At 46.7% G+C, this 15,664-nt stretch carries 19 protein-coding genes; 5 read left to right on the top strand and 14 right to left on the bottom strand.

Annotation, left to right across the window (positions count from 1 at the left end; all coding sequences use genetic code 11):
- Nucleotides 1-52: 52 nt before the first annotated feature.
- Nucleotides 53-217, bottom strand: a complete 165-nt coding sequence (locus tag AB4Z17_RS04305; RefSeq protein ID WP_076269061.1) for a DUF1328 domain-containing protein — start codon at nucleotides 215-217, stop codon at nucleotides 53-55.
- Nucleotides 218-453: 236 nt separating this feature from the next.
- On the opposite strand from AB4Z17_RS04305, the gene AB4Z17_RS04310 reads away from it, so the two are divergent.
- From AB4Z17_RS04310 to AB4Z17_RS04330, 5 genes are all read left to right on the top strand, one after another.
- The gene (locus tag AB4Z17_RS04310; protein WP_441958347.1) at nucleotides 454-1,335 is read left to right on the top strand and encodes an alpha/beta fold hydrolase; all 882 of its coding nucleotides are present in this window, start codon (nucleotides 454-456) and stop codon (nucleotides 1,333-1,335) included.
- Between the two features lie 111 nt (nucleotides 1,336-1,446).
- On the top strand, nucleotides 1,447-1,605 hold the full coding sequence (locus AB4Z17_RS04315) for a hypothetical protein (RefSeq protein ID WP_179089827.1): 159 nt from the start codon (nucleotides 1,447-1,449) through the stop codon (nucleotides 1,603-1,605).
- Between the two features lie 152 nt (nucleotides 1,606-1,757).
- Nucleotides 1,758-2,435 (top strand): GntR family transcriptional regulator, encoded by a 678-nt coding sequence (locus AB4Z17_RS04320; protein WP_441958349.1) that lies wholly within the window; start codon nucleotides 1,758-1,760, stop codon nucleotides 2,433-2,435.
- Between the two features lie 19 nt (nucleotides 2,436-2,454).
- Entirely contained in the window at nucleotides 2,455-3,546 is a 1,092-nt protein-coding gene (uxuA, locus tag AB4Z17_RS04325) for a mannonate dehydratase (RefSeq protein ID WP_441958350.1), read from the top strand.
- Nucleotides 3,543-4,397: an SDR family oxidoreductase gene (locus tag AB4Z17_RS04330; RefSeq protein WP_441958352.1), complete on the top strand. Its 855-nt coding sequence runs from the start codon at nucleotides 3,543-3,545 to the stop codon at nucleotides 4,395-4,397. The genes uxuA and AB4Z17_RS04330 overlap by 4 nt, the downstream gene beginning before the upstream one ends.
- Nucleotides 4,398-4,504: 107 nt before the next feature.
- Here AB4Z17_RS04330 and AB4Z17_RS04335 read toward each other — a convergent pair whose 3' ends face one another.
- The 13 genes from AB4Z17_RS04335 to AB4Z17_RS04395 form a co-directional block, all read right to left on the bottom strand.
- Nucleotides 4,505-4,792 carry a 4a-hydroxytetrahydrobiopterin dehydratase gene (locus AB4Z17_RS04335; RefSeq protein ID WP_441958353.1) on the bottom strand — a complete coding sequence of 96 codons (288 nt, stop codon included), beginning with the start codon at nucleotides 4,790-4,792 and terminating at the stop codon, nucleotides 4,505-4,507.
- 305 nt (nucleotides 4,793-5,097) lie between these two features.
- A complete protein-coding gene (locus AB4Z17_RS04340) occupies nucleotides 5,098-5,322 on the bottom strand; it encodes a helix-turn-helix transcriptional regulator (protein WP_076269070.1) in 225 nt (74 codons plus the stop codon).
- A gap of 122 nt (nucleotides 5,323-5,444) precedes the next feature.
- Nucleotides 5,445-6,773 (bottom strand): LLM class flavin-dependent oxidoreductase, encoded by a 1,329-nt coding sequence (locus AB4Z17_RS04345; RefSeq protein ID WP_441958355.1) that lies wholly within the window; start codon nucleotides 6,771-6,773, stop codon nucleotides 5,445-5,447.
- A 63-nt stretch (nucleotides 6,774-6,836) separates the two neighbouring features.
- A complete protein-coding gene (locus AB4Z17_RS04350; protein WP_441908559.1) occupies nucleotides 6,837-7,373 on the bottom strand; it encodes a GNAT family N-acetyltransferase in 537 nt (178 codons plus the stop codon).
- Nucleotides 7,374-7,436: 63 nt separating this feature from the next.
- Nucleotides 7,437-7,916 (bottom strand): DinB family protein, encoded by a 480-nt coding sequence (locus AB4Z17_RS04355; protein ID WP_441958356.1) that lies wholly within the window; start codon nucleotides 7,914-7,916, stop codon nucleotides 7,437-7,439.
- Nucleotides 7,917-7,952: 36 nt separating this feature from the next.
- A complete protein-coding gene (gene solA, locus AB4Z17_RS04360) occupies nucleotides 7,953-9,110 on the bottom strand; it encodes an N-methyl-L-tryptophan oxidase (RefSeq protein WP_441958357.1) in 1,158 nt (385 codons plus the stop codon).
- Nucleotides 9,073-10,263 carry an amidohydrolase gene (locus AB4Z17_RS04365; protein ID WP_441958358.1) on the bottom strand — a complete coding sequence of 397 codons (1,191 nt, stop codon included), beginning with the start codon at nucleotides 10,261-10,263 and terminating at the stop codon, nucleotides 9,073-9,075. Before AB4Z17_RS04365 ends, solA begins: the two co-directional genes overlap by 38 nt.
- The gene (locus tag AB4Z17_RS04370) at nucleotides 10,260-11,270 is read right to left on the bottom strand and encodes an LLM class flavin-dependent oxidoreductase (protein WP_441958360.1); all 1,011 of its coding nucleotides are present in this window, start codon (nucleotides 11,268-11,270) and stop codon (nucleotides 10,260-10,262) included. The genes AB4Z17_RS04365 and AB4Z17_RS04370 overlap by 4 nt, the downstream gene beginning before the upstream one ends.
- A 21-nt stretch (nucleotides 11,271-11,291) precedes the next feature.
- Complete coding sequence (locus AB4Z17_RS04375; protein ID WP_441908564.1) at nucleotides 11,292-12,044, bottom strand: amino acid ABC transporter ATP-binding protein; 753 nt, start codon at nucleotides 12,042-12,044, stop codon at nucleotides 11,292-11,294.
- Nucleotides 12,041-12,751, bottom strand: coding sequence for an amino acid ABC transporter permease (locus AB4Z17_RS04380; RefSeq protein WP_441908565.1), 711 nt, complete (start codon nucleotides 12,749-12,751; stop codon nucleotides 12,041-12,043). Before AB4Z17_RS04380 ends, AB4Z17_RS04375 begins: the two co-directional genes overlap by 4 nt.
- A complete protein-coding gene (locus AB4Z17_RS04385; RefSeq protein WP_441908566.1) occupies nucleotides 12,741-13,529 on the bottom strand; it encodes an amino acid ABC transporter permease in 789 nt (262 codons plus the stop codon). The genes AB4Z17_RS04380 and AB4Z17_RS04385 overlap by 11 nt, the downstream gene beginning before the upstream one ends.
- 27 nt (nucleotides 13,530-13,556) lie before the next feature.
- Nucleotides 13,557-14,393 carry a transporter substrate-binding domain-containing protein gene (locus tag AB4Z17_RS04390; protein WP_441908567.1) on the bottom strand — a complete coding sequence of 279 codons (837 nt, stop codon included), beginning with the start codon at nucleotides 14,391-14,393 and terminating at the stop codon, nucleotides 13,557-13,559.
- A 285-nt stretch (nucleotides 14,394-14,678) separates the two neighbouring features.
- The gene (locus AB4Z17_RS04395; RefSeq protein WP_441958383.1) at nucleotides 14,679-15,590 is read right to left on the bottom strand and encodes a LysR family transcriptional regulator; all 912 of its coding nucleotides are present in this window, start codon (nucleotides 15,588-15,590) and stop codon (nucleotides 14,679-14,681) included.
- Nucleotides 15,591-15,664: the final 74 nt, after the last annotated feature.

Below are 15,664 nucleotides of genomic sequence, written 5' to 3' on the forward strand. Positions count from 1 at the left end.
TGTTTGGAATGGTTTGATTTGAGTTCTTGTTGTTCTATCTGGTTAGATGAAGTTAACTGACTCGTCTTCTTCCAACGATGAGAGAAACAATAAAGAGAATAACGAATACGACGAATAATATTTTTGCTATCCCAGCGAGTGCCGAGGCAATGCCTAGAAATCCGAAAATGCCTGCGACAATGGCAAAGATGAAAAATAATAATGCCCATCCTAACATCGGAATCATCCTTCCTTTGAAGCTGTGTTTTTGTTGATTGGTTAATTTGTTAACTTGTCATGATATTAACCAGCCTATTGACCTTTGAAACAACCCATTCTCAGACTTTCGAATTGAAAATAGGGCTATTAATGAAGAAATAAATAATCCGTTTTTTCAAATGTTTCAGAAGCTCTGGAATAGGTTAAGAGACTACACCAAAACAAATCGATAATAGAAAAGGCTGGTGATGATCGATGGAAAAGCAGCGTATACACGTTAATGGCATCGATTTAGTCTATGAAGAATGTGGCAGTAGTAAAGGAGACGTCATTGTATTGCTCCACGGCTTTTGCGGCTCATCTCAATACTGGCAAAAAATCTGTCCTGTATTAGGTGATCAATATCGCGTCATCATCCCTGATCTCCGCGGTCACGGCGGTTCATCTGCTCCTGAGGGTCCGTATACAATGGAGACTATGGCCGAGGATATTGCAGCACTTTTGGAAGCACTTGCAATTGAGAAGGTTGTTATGTTCGGTCATTCCTTGGGCGGTTATGTAACGGCTGCTTTTGCAGAGAACTATCCGGACAAGCTGGCAGGTTTTGCCCTTATCCATTCGACTGTGCTTCCCGACTCCGAGGTTACAAAGGAGAAACGTGATACAGATATTGAAGCGATTCAAGAAAAAGGCATTTCAAAATATTTGTACAGCATCATTCCTAATCTATTTACCGATGATAAAGTCGGAGAAATGCGCGACGAGGTCAATCAGCTTATTGGTGTCGGTCAGGAGATGGAGGCGCACGCTGCTATCGCTACATTAGAAGGGATGAAGAGGCGTCCCGACCGCAGCCATGTATTGGCTGAAGCCAAATACCCTATATTGCTAGTAGCAGGCGCAGAGGATGGCGTCATTAAACCTAATGATACGTTCACGGTTACGAGTCTGGATCAACCAGAAACGACGTTCAAATACCCTCATATTCTGGAGACAACATTCGAGGATGTCGGACATATGAGTCTTATGGAAGTATCCGATCAGCTAGCGAGAGTGATGTCGACCTATTTGAAGACGCTATTAGAGCGTGAGAAAACGAGAACTGAAGCAAAAGCGGAAAATGCCGCAAGCAGCTAAGTTATCTTTTTTCACTACAAACTGTTTCATATCATGCTAAGCGGGGTAAATAAGAATAAGCAGGTAACCCCCTATCTACCTGCTACAAAATAACTGGAGGTGCTAGTTACTATGAGTAGTACGAATACTTCTTATCGAACGGGAGAAATTGTTAAGCATGCTGGGAACTACATTTCAGAGTCAGGCAAGAAAGATAAGCTCCAAAAGGGAGAAAAATTCCCTGCTTGTCCTATTAGCGGTAATGAAACAACTTGGAGTAATGCCGATTAGCGCAAAATAAACGTATGGAACCATATTGAAGGGCTGTCTCAGAAGTAGATCATCTACTTTTGGGGCAGCCCTTCTGGCATTTTAAATTTACGCTTACGCGATTGTGTACTTGTATGGTAGTATGGTAGTGTGAAGATGAAAGGAATGAGCCGATGGATTACCATGTACGTCAACAGCCCCTATCCACTAGAGACTCCGTTTATATGCAGCTAAGAGAACAGATTTTGAAGCTGGAACTGCCGCCTGGAACAGCTCTTTCAGAGAATGAGACCTCCATTTTGTTCAAGGTCAGCCGTACTCCCGTAAGGGAAAGCTTCCTTAGACTCGCTCAAGAGGGTCTTGTTCAAGTGCTTCCACAGCGGGGAACACTCGTTTCATTAATCGACACTGCACTCGTAGAGGAAGCAAGATTTATGCGAGAGCATCTAGAGAGGGCTGTCATTCGGTTAGCGTGCAGCCATTTTCCTGCGCCCTACCTTCTCAAGCTTCAGAACAACCTTCACCTTCAGCAGGAAAGCATTCACAACAAAGATAACCAAAGTATGTTTTCGCTTGACGAGGCTTTTCATCGCATCTTATTTGAAGGCTGCAGCAAGAGCAACACCTGGTCGAATATGCAGCAAATGAATGGGCATCTCAATCGAAGCCGTATGCTGCGTCTGGTGGATGATCTCCACTGGGAAAATCTTTATGCGCAGCATCGCATGATGGCAGAAGCTGTAGAAGCTCAAGATGCGGATACTGCTGAACGGCTCATGACGGAGCATCTTACTCAGAACATATCCGATCAGGCCGTGCTTAAGGAAAAGTATCCGCATTACTACAAATAAAACGGGAGGATTGATACTCATGAAAATGACTTTTAGATGGTTCGGAGAAGGCAACGATACGGTTCCCCTTAGCTATATTAAACAAATTCCCGGTACAGACGGTATCGTCTGGTCGCTTCATGATGTTGCGGCAGGAGAGGAATGGCCGCTGGAGCGAATTTTGGAGGTAAAGCAGCAAGCAGAGCAATACRGTTTGCATATCGATGTTGTTGAAAGCGTTAACGTACACGAGGATATTAAGCTTGGTTTGCCGTCACGTGATTTATACATAGACAATTATAAGAAAACAATTGAAAAGCTAGGCAGCGTTGGCGTTAAAGTTATTTGCTATAACTTCATGCCCATCTTCGATTGGCTGCGCACCGATTTGCACAAGCCGATGGGCAATGGTGCAACCGCTTTATTTTACGAGAATAGCCGAATTGCTGATGCCGATCCATTCCAATTTGTTGAAGAGATTAACGCGAACTCAGCGCTAACTATGCCGGGTTGGGAGCCTGAGCGGCTTCAGCATTTGACGAAGCTGTTTGAGGCTTATCAAGGCGTGACCGAAGAGCATCTATGGGAAAATCTTCGTTACTTCTTAAATGAAATTATACCTGTGGCAGCACGCAGCGGCATTCGAATGGCCATTCATCCGGATGATCCGCCATGGTCTGTGTTCGGATTGCCGCGTATTATGACAGGACAGGAAAACTTCAGAACTTTCCTCAAGCTTTATGATAGTCCGTTTAACGGAATTACGCTTTGCAGCGGCTCGCTCGGCGCAAATCCAAGCAATGATATTATTTCTATGATTCATGAGTTTGCAGACCGTATCCCATTCGCCCATATCCGCAACGTCCGCGTGTATGAGAACGGAGATTTTATCGAGACGTCTCACCGTACAGAAGATGGAACCGTTGATATCGCCGGCATTGTGAGAGCTTATCACGAGGTGGGCTACACAGGATATGCAAGGCCTGATCATGGGCGTCATATTTTTGATGAGCAGTGCAGACCGGGATACGGCCTATACGATCGCGCGCTCGGCATTATGTATTTATGGGGGCTTTGGGACGCGTATCAGCTTGCAGCCGCTTCGACTGCAGGTTTGGAGGGCAAATCATGACACAGCTGCCTAAGCATGAGTCATTTGAAGGCAAGGTCGCTGTCATCACTGGCGGTGCTGGCGTACTTTGCCGAGTCATGGCGCTTGAGCTTGCTAGACAAGGTGCCAAAATCGCCATACTCAATCGCACCGCTGAGAAAGGGATTGCCGTGGCTGAGGAGATACAGGCTGCCGGCGGGATCGCCATCGCTGTCGCATGTGATGTCACGAGCGCTGAAAGCACGAAAGCAGCGGCAGCGGCTGTGCTCGATAAGCTTGGTCCATGCGATATATTAATTAATGGTGCAGGCGGCAATCATCCTAGCGCGAATACGACGAACGAGACCTTTAAGCCAGAGCATCTTCACGCAGAAAATATAACGACGCTGTTTAATTTGAGCATTGAAGGATTTCGCAGCGTCATGGATCTCAACTTTATCGGCACACTTATTCCGACGCAAATCTTTACAGAACAAATGCTTGGCCGTCAGGGCGCAACGATCATAAATATTTCATCGATGAGCGCTCCATCGCCGATGACCAAGGTACCTGCCTATAGTGCAGCCAAAGCAGCTATCGTCAATTTCACGCAGTGGATGGCCGTTCATCTAGCTGAATCCGGCATTCGAGTTAACGCTATTGCTCCTGGATTTTTCCTGACTGAGCAGAACAGAAAACTGCTATTGGACGAGGATGGTCAATTAACCGAACGCTCGGGCAAAATTATTTCCCATACTCCAATGCGCCGATTCGGCAAACCCGAAGATTTGCTGGGCACTCTATTATGGCTCGCTGACGAGACAACGGCAGGTTTTGTCACTGGTACAACGATTCCAGTTGATGGCGGTTTTTTAGCGTATTCAGGTGTTTAGTTTTTCATAAAAAATAGCAGGCTGCCTAATGGACTTATCGTCTGGGGCAGCCTGCTAATCTTTGTCCATACATTTGCTTAGATAATTCAGCTTAATCAAGGACATAGTCAAGCGCTGGCATAAGCAAGGTCAAAAGCTGCTGCTGCTGTAAAATCCAGCTCCGTAAGGCCGCCGTCATGCCATGTCGTCATTCGGAGCGTTACCATTTTATAATCGACAGCTATGAATGGATGATGGTTCAGACGCTCGGATGCTTGCGCTACCTCGTTTACGAAAGCGATAGCGCTTGGAAAAGATTTAAAACGATATTTTTTGATTATCCATTTACCATCCTCCCGCTTCCAGCCTTCACATGCCGCCAAGCTTTTTTCGATTTCGGGCTCCGTTAGCTTCATACATTCCCCACCTTCGTTTCATTATGGCTCTACTCCTGTACAAGGTCTATCTTATTTCATAATGTTATAGCAAGGAAAAGAATTGAACAAGTTTGGCCACACGAATTAATGAACATATTGCATATGCGAACCTTCGCTATTAAATGGAGAGTGCGACAGCAAGAAAAACGCCGCCTAGGGAGCTGGACAGCGTTATTTTTTAAGGCTTATGCTCTGTACAGGTCGGCTTCCTGCACGTCCAATATTTTCAGCGAAATAGCCCGGCAGGTCGTAGAAGACCTACTGGGCTATTTTTCTTTGAATCATTATTCTACTTCATTGGATGTCCGCAGCTCATAGAGTTCGGGTACATCACATTTAATCGTTGCAGCTATCGAAATCGCCACCTTAAGCGGCATGATTCGTTTGTTGTCGATATAGTCGCCGATCCTCTCGGGTCTCACCATCAGTGCATCTGCAAGCTGCGCCTGCGATAACCCGCGTTCGCTTAATCGCTGCTCCAGCAGGCAATTGCCCAGTTCGTATTTCATCGTATTGCACCTCCATTTAACAGAACGCACAATACAAGTCTACCCAAGCAACCCTCTCTATACCCTCTCAAGACTTGTCACTATCACAACATGGAAGGAAGGACTATACATTTTTAAATTAATTAGCTATTCACTTTCTCTTTGGAATAGCGATTCGCCGGAATCTGTAAGCCGAGATTGCCGCGCAGCGTATCCGATTCATAATCAGTGCGATAAATGCCGCGCTCTTGGAGAATTGGAACAACCAGCTCAACAAAATCATTCAATCCGCTTGGAATCGAAGAATGAATAATGAAGCCGTCTGCTGCTCCCTCTTCATGCCACTCCTCAATCAGATCTGCAATTTTCTCAGGTGTACCTATGAATTGCGGACGCGGAGTCGCGGATTGAAGCGCAACCTGGCGCAGCGTAAGATTTTTCTCTTTTGCTACTTTTTTAATTTTGTCCGTGCCGCTGCGGAAGCTGTTTTGACCGAGGTCACCAAGCTCTGGGAACTGCTCATCAAGCGGATATTGCGAGAAGTCATGATGCTCGAAGAAACGCCCTAAATAGTTCAAAGCATTCTCGATCGTCACTAACTCTGCCAGCTCTTGGTACTTGCGCTCAGCTTCCTCTTCCGTACGTCCAATAATCGGACCAATCCCAGGAAGAATAACGATATCATCCACCGAACGGCCTTCAGCCACCGTACGATCCTTCACGTCTTTATAAAATGCTTTGGCATCTTCGATATTGTCATGGCCTGTGAATACCGCATCTGCTGCTTTGCCAGCCAGCTTCTTGCCGCTCTCAGAAGAGCCAGCTTGAAAAATAACCGGATGCCCTTGCTTCGAGCGAGCAATATTAAGCGGACCTTGAACAGAGAAATACTCGCCTTTATGATCTAGACGGTGCAGCTTAGACGGATCAAAGAACACACCTGACTCTTTGTCTCTGACGAAAGCATCGTCCTCCCAAGAATCCCACAAACCGCGTGTCACTTCCAAATACTCTTCGGCAATTTTGTAGCGCTCATCATGTGTCGGATGATCCGTTTTGCTGAAATTGCTTGCCGAGCCCTCAAGCGGAGATGTAACGACATTCCATCCAGCACGACCGCCGCTAATATGATCTAAAGAACCAAATTGTCTTGCAACCGTAAACGGCTCACTATATGAGCTCGACAATGTGCCAACCAATCCAATTTTGGACGTAACAGCTGCCAGCGCGGACAATATCGTAATCGGCTCAAAGCGATTTAAAAAATGCGGAATCGATTTTTCGTTTATATATAGACCGTCAGCGATAAATACAAGATCGAACTTACCCGCTTCAGCAGTCTGTGCCTGCTCCGTATAAAATTTAAAGTTCACGCTCGCATCAGCCGGCACTTCCGGATGCCGCCATGCCGAGATATTGCCTCCCACACCATGAATCAATGCGCCAAACTTAAGTTGCTTGCGGTTCGCCATAATAAACATCCTCCTAATAAACATAGTATGATTGATCTTCTGACAGCAAAAGCAGCAGTCCTGCTATGTTACCTGCAATAACGATGCTTCCTTTAATTGAAGCCGATAGCTCTTAACGAGCGTTTCCCCGTTCATTAAATCCTTATCGAATGCGCGCTCGAAGCCGAGGCGCTCGTACAGCCTTACAGCTGAATCCATCATGTCTGAAGTATGAAGATGCAGCGTCTCCGCTCCCCATTCCTTTGCAAGCTTTGCACTGGCACGGATAAGCTCCGTCGCTACACCAAAGCCGCGTGCTGTCTGCGATACGGCGAGCAGGCGAATAATCGGTGAATGAATTTGAAGCTCCGGCCGTCCATAGGCCGCTTCAGAGGAATCAAACAAGAACACACTTCCAACGATCTTCCCGCCCAGCACCGCGACTAAACGCGCCTTCGTTGCTGCGCCTTCAACAGATTCCAGTATGCTTTCTTTATATTGATTCCATGCCGCTTCAGGCAGCACTTGCTCATATTGGCCATAAGCATCAATAAGTACTTCCCGTGTAGCATCTAGATCCTCAAGCTCAGCATTACGAATAATGACAGCTGTATCAGACATGCTTCTTCACCTGCTCTCCCTTTATATGATCACAATGGCTTTACCTTTTAAAATGGCATCAATCTACTTGCGAGAGTCCAGCTCTCCCTGCTTGATTCGACGAATTTGACCTAAGTGGCCTTGCACGTGCTTCACAAATGCCGGTACGATCACAGCTATTGATACGGGCTCACCTTTAAAATTAATGCCGGTCTTGCTCCATTCTTCCTCAGTCAAACGATTAAACAACAGGCTGTTATATTGAACAAATGAACGTGCCGCAAGCAAAATATCTTTAACATCGCCTTCATTTGCCCTTTGGCCAGACACCCAAGCATCCTGTTTAAAGGAAGGCAGTCTTATCTCGGAGCCAGACAAGATTTCACGAATGCGAAAGGATACGATAATGCTGTGATCAACGAGATGAGCGAGCACCTCGGTCACACTCCATGACTCAGGGGCAGCCTTCCATTTCAGCTGGCGATCCGACAGCCCTTCCAATTCCTGCTCAATTTGATCATATACGTTCACAAATGCATGAATATCGACAATGGGTTCGCTCATTGAAAATCCTCCTCGTGAATAACAAAAGTAATAGCGTTATGCCCTGCTAAAACGATCAAGCTCGAATAATCTCAGATCATAGCCTGTATTCTTTTTTTGTATTTTATCAGCCAAAATCTCGCCTACCACGCTCGCAAATTTAAAGCCATGACCGGAAAAACCGCCAGCAAGCAGCACATTATGATGCTCAGGATGAGCATCAATAATGAAATCCTCATCAGGCGTAAACTCGTATTTGCATACTGCACCCCGCAAAAGCTTGCCGGGCGCATCCGGAACAAAAGCGGCAAGCGCGCGGCGAAGATCCTCTTCATCTTCTGGATAAGCACCAAATGGAGCAATCGGCTCACCTGGCTGCCATTCCACGCCTGTATCGTGTCTGCCAATTTTAATTCCTGCGCCGCCAATGCTCGGAAAGCCATAGTAGCCTCCCATCGCGCCGCCCCAAGTGAAGCCGGGAAATACGCCTGCATCAAAAGCGGGTGAACGCGTTTCAAACCACCCAACTACCTTGCGAACTGCACGAATGGGAAGCTTAACATGCTTCGCGAGCATGCCAAACCATGCGCCGGCGGTAATAATGATTTGCTGTGCGGTATAGGCAGCTTCATTCGTATGAACGGTGACGCTTGAAGCATTCGCCTGAATATCTGTAACGAAGCTGTTTACCAGAAGCTCCGCTCCAGTTGCTAAAGCTTGCTGCTTATAAGCTGCAACACATTTTTCACTGTACAAGTAACCCGCATTCGGCTCGTACATCCCTTGGAAGGAATCAGCCAATTGAACACCTGGAAAACGCCGATTAATTTCTTCCGCACGCAGCAGCTCCACTTGAACGCCATTAGCAATAGCATCGCCTAATCTGCCTTCGTAATTGTAAAAGCTCGATTCTGCCATATTGAGCACGCCCGATCGCTCCAGCAGCTTTTCCCCCGTTGCTTTCTCGAGTGCCAGCCACCTCTCATCAGCTCGAATCGCCATCTTCACATAAGTATCGCCGCCATGATAGGCATGCCGGATTAGACGCGGCTCGCCGTGATGGCTTCCCATATTATGCGGCGGATCAAAAGCATCAATGAGCAGAGTCCTTGCTCCGCGGGCTGCGAGCTCATAACCTGCGCTCATTCCCATGGAGCCTGCCCCAACGATGATCACGTCATATGATTTCGGAATGTTGTCGTCCTCCCGGCGCATTCTCGCCCGCCAGCTTGCACAGAGCATCCACAGCAAGGGAAGCAAAAAAAGAAGCAGCAATCGGCAATGCTTTTTCATCTAAATCAAAGGCTGGATGATGCCATTCCTGTGAGCCGGCTGTGCCAAAAAACACAAACACCCCTTCGGCTTCCTTCAAATAAAACGCAAAATCCTCGCCTGCCGGAGAAGGCGTCGGCTTCACCACTGCAAGGCCAAGAGCATTCGCTGTTATCGAAGCTTGATCGGCCCACTTCTGATCATTGACAACTGCCGGCGGCCCTTCCAGCCACTTCACTTTCGCACTCGTTGCAAACGCCGATGCTACACCATTTACGACCTGATCAAAGCGCTCGCGCACTGTCGTGCGGACATGCTCTTCAAACGTACGCAGCGTACCGTCAAATACCGCTTTGTCCGAAATAATATTCCAAGCGGTTCCCGCATTAAGCCTTGTCACACTAACAACCGCACTGTCCAGCGCACTTACGCTGCGGCTTACGATCGATTGCAGCGCCGTAATCATATGCGCCGCGGTTACGATCGGATCAAGACCCGCTTCAGGTACTGCAGCATGACTGCCGCGGCCTTCCACTTCAACGACAAAACCATCAGCTGCCGCCATGATTGGCCCGCCTGTAATTCCAATCGTTCCAACTGGGAGATCCGGCTTGTTATGCATGCCGAACACCGCGCTCACGCCTTCCAAAGCTCCGCTTGCAATAAGCTTCTGAGCACCCTTTGCTTTTTCTTCCGCAGGCTGGAACAACAAGCGCACCGTTCCTTGCAGCTCCTGCTCCCGTTCCTTGAGCAAAAGAGCAGTTCCTATAATCGACGCCGTGTGGAAATCATGTCCGCAGGCATGCATTTTACCCGGAATTGTTGAAGCAAATGCAAGACCCGTCTCCTCCTGTATCGGCAGTGCGTCTATATCCGCGCGAACCGCGACAATCGGGCCGCCATGCAATCCTCCAATCTCTGCAATGACACCGGTTTGAAGTCCATAATCAACAACTCGAATGCCCGCCTCCGTTAACCAGCCGCGTATGGAAGCCGTCGTCTCGAACTCCTCATGAGAAAGCTCAGGATGCTGATGCAGCTGCCTTCGAATGGCTATCAACTTCTCTTCTATGAATTCAGCTGAGAAATCGCTCATACCAACTCTCCTTCAAAGGCTTCCTTAAGCAGCTCGAAGGATCGTACACGCTTGGCGAAATCAGGAATAATTGTCGTAAAAATAAACTCATCCACGCCATACTGCTCCCCAATTTCAAGCAGTCGTTTGCGAACCGTCTCCTTTGTGCCGCGGGTAATATCCGCATCCCTTTCATCTGCTGTATATGTCTCTCCCGCCTGCCTAGCAAATTCCTTCGCTTGATCCAGCGTGCCAACATTTACAGTCTTGCCGCTTGCCAGTGTAACTCTCACATTTTTAAAATGACCTGCCAGCTCATTCGCTTCTTCCTCCGAATCGGACGCTATTACTGACAACGCTAAAATCGCTTTAGGCTCTCCGCCAAACGACCGATTAAATTTATTCCGATACGTATTTATCGCCTTTTGAGCCGTATCCGGATCGTTATTAATGAATAATGCAAAAGCATACGGATAACCCTTCTCCGCAGCCAGCTCCGCGCTTGATAAGCTTGTGCCAAGCAAGAAAATGTCAGCAGGCTGCTTCGGCAGCGGACTTGCAACAAGCCCAGCCAGCGGATGCTCTTCACCAGTCTTATCATGGAGCAGGTGCTCCAGCTCTGTCAGCTTCTCAGCTAAAGTATCGGCTTCCGCTACTCCCTTCTGCAAAGCTTTCGTAGAACGCGGCAATCCGCCTGGCGCTCGCCCGATGCCAAGCTCAACTCTTCCTGGCGCGAGTGAAGCAAGCACATTAAAATTTTCTGCAACTTTATAAGGGCTGTAATGCTGGAGCATTACGCCGCCTGAACCAATGCGAATGGATGATGTTTGAGCCAGCAAATAAGCAATAAGCACCTCTGGCGAGGACCCCGCCATCCCGGGAGAATCATGATGCTCAGATACCCAGAAGCGCTCGAAACCAAGCGTTTCTGCCAATTGCGCCAGCCTCACGGTATTCGCCAAGGCTTCAGCAGCAGTTTGACCAGGAAAAATTATACTTTGATCCAGAATGCCAATTTTGAGTGACATATTGATTCGCTCCTCTATGTGTTAGATGGAATAGACACCCTCAGGTGTGATCCGTTTCAAAAATTGCTTGGTTCGTTCTTCTTTCGGATTGGTGAAAATATCGTTAGGCCTGCCCTCTTCAACGATCGCCCCGCCGTCCATAAAGACAACATGGCTGGCAACATCCTGCGCAAAGCTCATTTCATGGGTCACGATAATCATCGTGATGCCTTCTTTTGCGATTTTGCGAATAACGCTAAGCACCTCGCCAACCAGCTCTGGATCAAGCGCCGAAGTCGGCTCATCGAACAAAATAACTTCTGGATTTAGCGCCAGCGCGCGAGCGATGCCCACACGCTGCTGTTGTCCGCCAGAGAGCTCGCTCGGATAAGCATGCAGCTTATTGCCAAGACCAACCTTTTCAAGCAGCTCCTCGCTTTTTTGCCGCGCCTCTTCCTTCGGAAGCTTCTTAACGATGAGGAGACCTTCCATTACATTTTCAATTGCCGTCTTATGCTTAAATAAATTATATTGCTGGAAAACCATTGCGCTTTTTTGCCGAAGCGTATGAATTCCTTTTTTATCGGGACGCTTGCAATTAACGGTGAAATCATCAATCGAAATTTGACCGTCGCTTGGCTTCTCTAAATAATTGATGCAGCGCAGCAGCGTTGTTTTGCCGGAGCCGCTTGGCCCGAGTATTGCAACAACCTCGCCTTTTTTGACTGTAAGATCGATTCCTTTGAGCACCTCATTGCGTCCAAAGCTCTTCTTAATTTGCGTCAGCTTAATCATGAGACACCGCCTCTGTTGTACAGGTTAAAGCGCTTCTCGGCTAACGCGGTCAGTCGCTCGATGAAAAAGGTTAATCCCCAGAAAATAAGAGCTGCGGCAAGGTAAGCCTCAAAAAACTTCCAGTTTGTTGAAGCAACGATTTGCGCTTTTGCATTAATGTCAACAACCGACACTGTAAAAGCCAGCGTTGATCCGTGCAGCATGCCAATTACCGAGTTCGATAAGTTAGGCAAGCTTGCGGCAAAGGCTTGGGGCAAAATAATTCGGCGCATCGCCTGAGAGGTCGTCATTCCAATGGAATACGCTGCTTCCATTTGTCCGCGGTTAACCGCAAGCAGTCCCGATCTGACAACCTCAGACATGTATGCRCCAGCCGTAATCGAGAAAGAAATATAAGCGAACCCTATCATGGGAATCGAGACCGAACGGAACGATAAGCCTAACGCCTCTGCTATACCATCAACGATAATCGGCAAACCGAAATAAATAAGCAATAAATGCGTTAGCATAGGAGTTCCGCGGATGACGGTAACATAGGAAACGGCGATAGGATAAAGGACTGGAATCTTATAAAGTCTAATGACAGCTACAGATGTGCCAATGAGGAAGCCGCAAAAAACAGAAACGAACGTAATCGCCAAAGCCGTTGGCACCGCGCTCAAAAGCTGAACAAACGCCGTCCATATGAATGCGAAATCAAGCTTCATTTTCCCTTCCTCCTCTGCCAAAGCCTATTCCGGCTGCAAACCGCCTTGCTTTATCTTTTTTGATAAGAGGTTCTTTGTCTTCTACCGCGATGCGGCGCTCGTGCTTCAATAACCTGCGTTCGATCAAATGGAACAGCTTCTCAAGCCCAAAGCTCAAAATAAAGTAGATAATCGCGAGCGATACATACGTTTCAAGGAAATGCCTGGACATAACAGCCAGTGTCTGTGATTTTCCTGTTAATTCCATAATACCTAACGAAAAGGCGAGTGATGTATCCTTCAAATTTGCAATGACAAGATTAGAGAATACCGGCAATGCAATCGAAACGGCTTGAGGTAGTACAATTCGGGTAAAAGCTTGGAAACCCGTCATTCCTACCGCATAAGCTGCTTCAACCTGGCCCCGATCCACTGCCCCGACAGCCGCGCGAATCATCTCCGCTATATAGGCTCCGCTGTGCAGCGCATAAGTAAGGATGACAAAATATAATGCCGGCACTTTAGCCACATCCAAATGAAAAAGCTTCAAAACTTCAGGCAAGCCGTAATAAAACAGAAATAGCTGAATGAGTATAGGCGTCCCTCTAAAAAAAGATAAATACACCTGCGAAAACCGTCTTAGAACCGGAATCTTATAAAGCTGGGGAAAGGCGACGATAAATCCGACGCCAACCCCAAGTACGATGGAACTCACCACAATAAGAAGAGTGACTTTCAAGGTAGGCAGCAGCTTTATTAGATACTCGAACACGTAGCTGATATCAAAAGGTTCTCCCACCTTAGCCATCTCACCTTTCAAATGGGTTTATTTTTCTTGGGAAGTAAAATCATCGCCCAGCCATTCTGAGCTAAGCTTAGCCAGCGTACCGTCTGCTTTCAGTTCTTTGATTACCACATCAACTGCATCAGAAAGCTTTTGCTGCTCCGGATCGTCCTTGCGGAACATGAACAAGATGTCTGCTTCGCTCAGTGCCGGACCTACTGCTTTAAGCTCTTTCTTCGGATCAACTAACGATAAAGTAAAGTCAGCAGCGAGGAAGGCATCCACTCGGCCCGAGGTTACTTGCGATACGTTGTCGTTTGCACCGCCATTTTGATACACAAGCTCAAGCGCGTTTCCGTTTTCCTTATTGTAATTCTCAAGAATCGTTGCCGCTGCGCTTGTTGCCGTTGTTAGCACTTTTTTACCTTTTAGATCAGCCAACGTTTGAACTGAATTATTGTCCTTGTCTACTATGATCTTGTTTCTCCAGTGCGCATAAGGCTCTTTATTAAAGAGGTACTTCTGTACGCGTTCCGGATTTTGCTCCATCTCATGTGCAATCATGTCAATTTTTTTCGTTTCCAAGCTTAACAGCAGGTTCGTAAATTCAAGCGTTTGAATGTCAAATTCATAATCTGGAAGACGTTTATCAATTTCTCTTACAAGCTCTACATCGAAACCAGTAAGCTTGCCATTCTCATCTATAAAGCAAACTTTAGGGAATTGTGTTCCTGTGCCAACAACAATTTTTGTTACGGATTTGGAAGCCTCTCCGCTTCCTGTTTCCACACTGCCGCCGGTGTTGTTTTTATTGCTTCCGCAGCCAGCAACTGTAAGGGCAAGGACGAGTGCAATCGATAAAACGAAACGTTTTTTCATTTTCTTTTTCCCCCTAAATGTTTAAATCCTTATAATTCCTACCTGTTAAGTAAGAATTGTGTTGAATTCACTTTATCACCGGACTGCCAGCTTCGTCAATCCTATAGCTTATAGAGATCTTCTATAAGAAAATTGAATAATCCAATGATGCTTTTATCAACAAAAAACGTCCGCTGCTTCAGTAGGAGCAGCGGACGAATGTGATTAAGTTCACTATTCATATCGGCTTAACTGTAATTATGAATGTACCATATCAAGCGCCTATCGAATAATAGAGTTTTTATATTACAGATTTATATTTGCTGATAAGCTTAGCTCCGCATCTGCTAATTGCTTGCTTATTTCCGTAATGGCATGTACAAATTCCAGATGCTCTCCATGATGCGAAATGAGGTTCGTCTGCAAAAAAATACCTTCCGTCTCCGGGACGCGTATCGGATAAAGCTTCCCATCCTGCAGCTCCTGCTGGACGCATAAGCCTGGAAGAAACGCGATGCCTGCTTTCTGAATGACAAGCTTTTTGGCCATTTCGGAATTGTCCGTCTGAATTTGAATGTTGGGCGGCAGCTCCAAATTCTCGAATATACGATGAATGCGAAGCCAATCCAATGAGCCGCATTCAAAAAAAACGAGCGGCTGTTCAGCAATCGCCTCAACCGTCAGCATATCCGTTGTTAAGAACGGATGCCCATGATACACATGCAGCCGTATTGGATCTTCATAGAACTTCGTCGATTGCAGGCTTGGATGATTCACCTTGCGAACAAAGCCAATATCCACTTCCTTGCTCAGCACTTTATTCACAATCTCATCCGTGGTGCTTGTGACAATTTTATAGTGAGTGTTTGGAAATTTCTTCTTCAAGCGAGGCAATAAGTCAGGAATAATATAATTGGAGACAGACACGGTACAGCCAATTCGGAACTCGTTCGGCAGTGACTTCTTCTGATTAATATGCTGCTTGCCCTTCTGATAGATGAGCAGCAGCTGCTGGGCATAAGGGAGAAATCGTTTACCGTCTTCCGTTATTTGAATCTGTTTGCCATTTCGATCGAACAGCTTGCAGTCGAGCTCCTGCTCAAGGGACTTAATTCTTGCTGTTACAGAAGGCTGAGACAAATACAACGCGTCAGCTGCTTTATTAAAGCTTCCACAATGGATGACATAGACGAATGCTTCTATATTCTCAATGTTGATTTGACACACCTCCACTCACTTAAATCCAACTAAACCAATACGAATATATATAATTAAAGTAACAAACTAAGGAG

The organism is Paenibacillus sp. TAF43_2 (assembly GCF_052113545.1).
Classification (GTDB): domain Bacteria; phylum Bacillota; class Bacilli; order Paenibacillales; family Paenibacillaceae; genus Pristimantibacillus.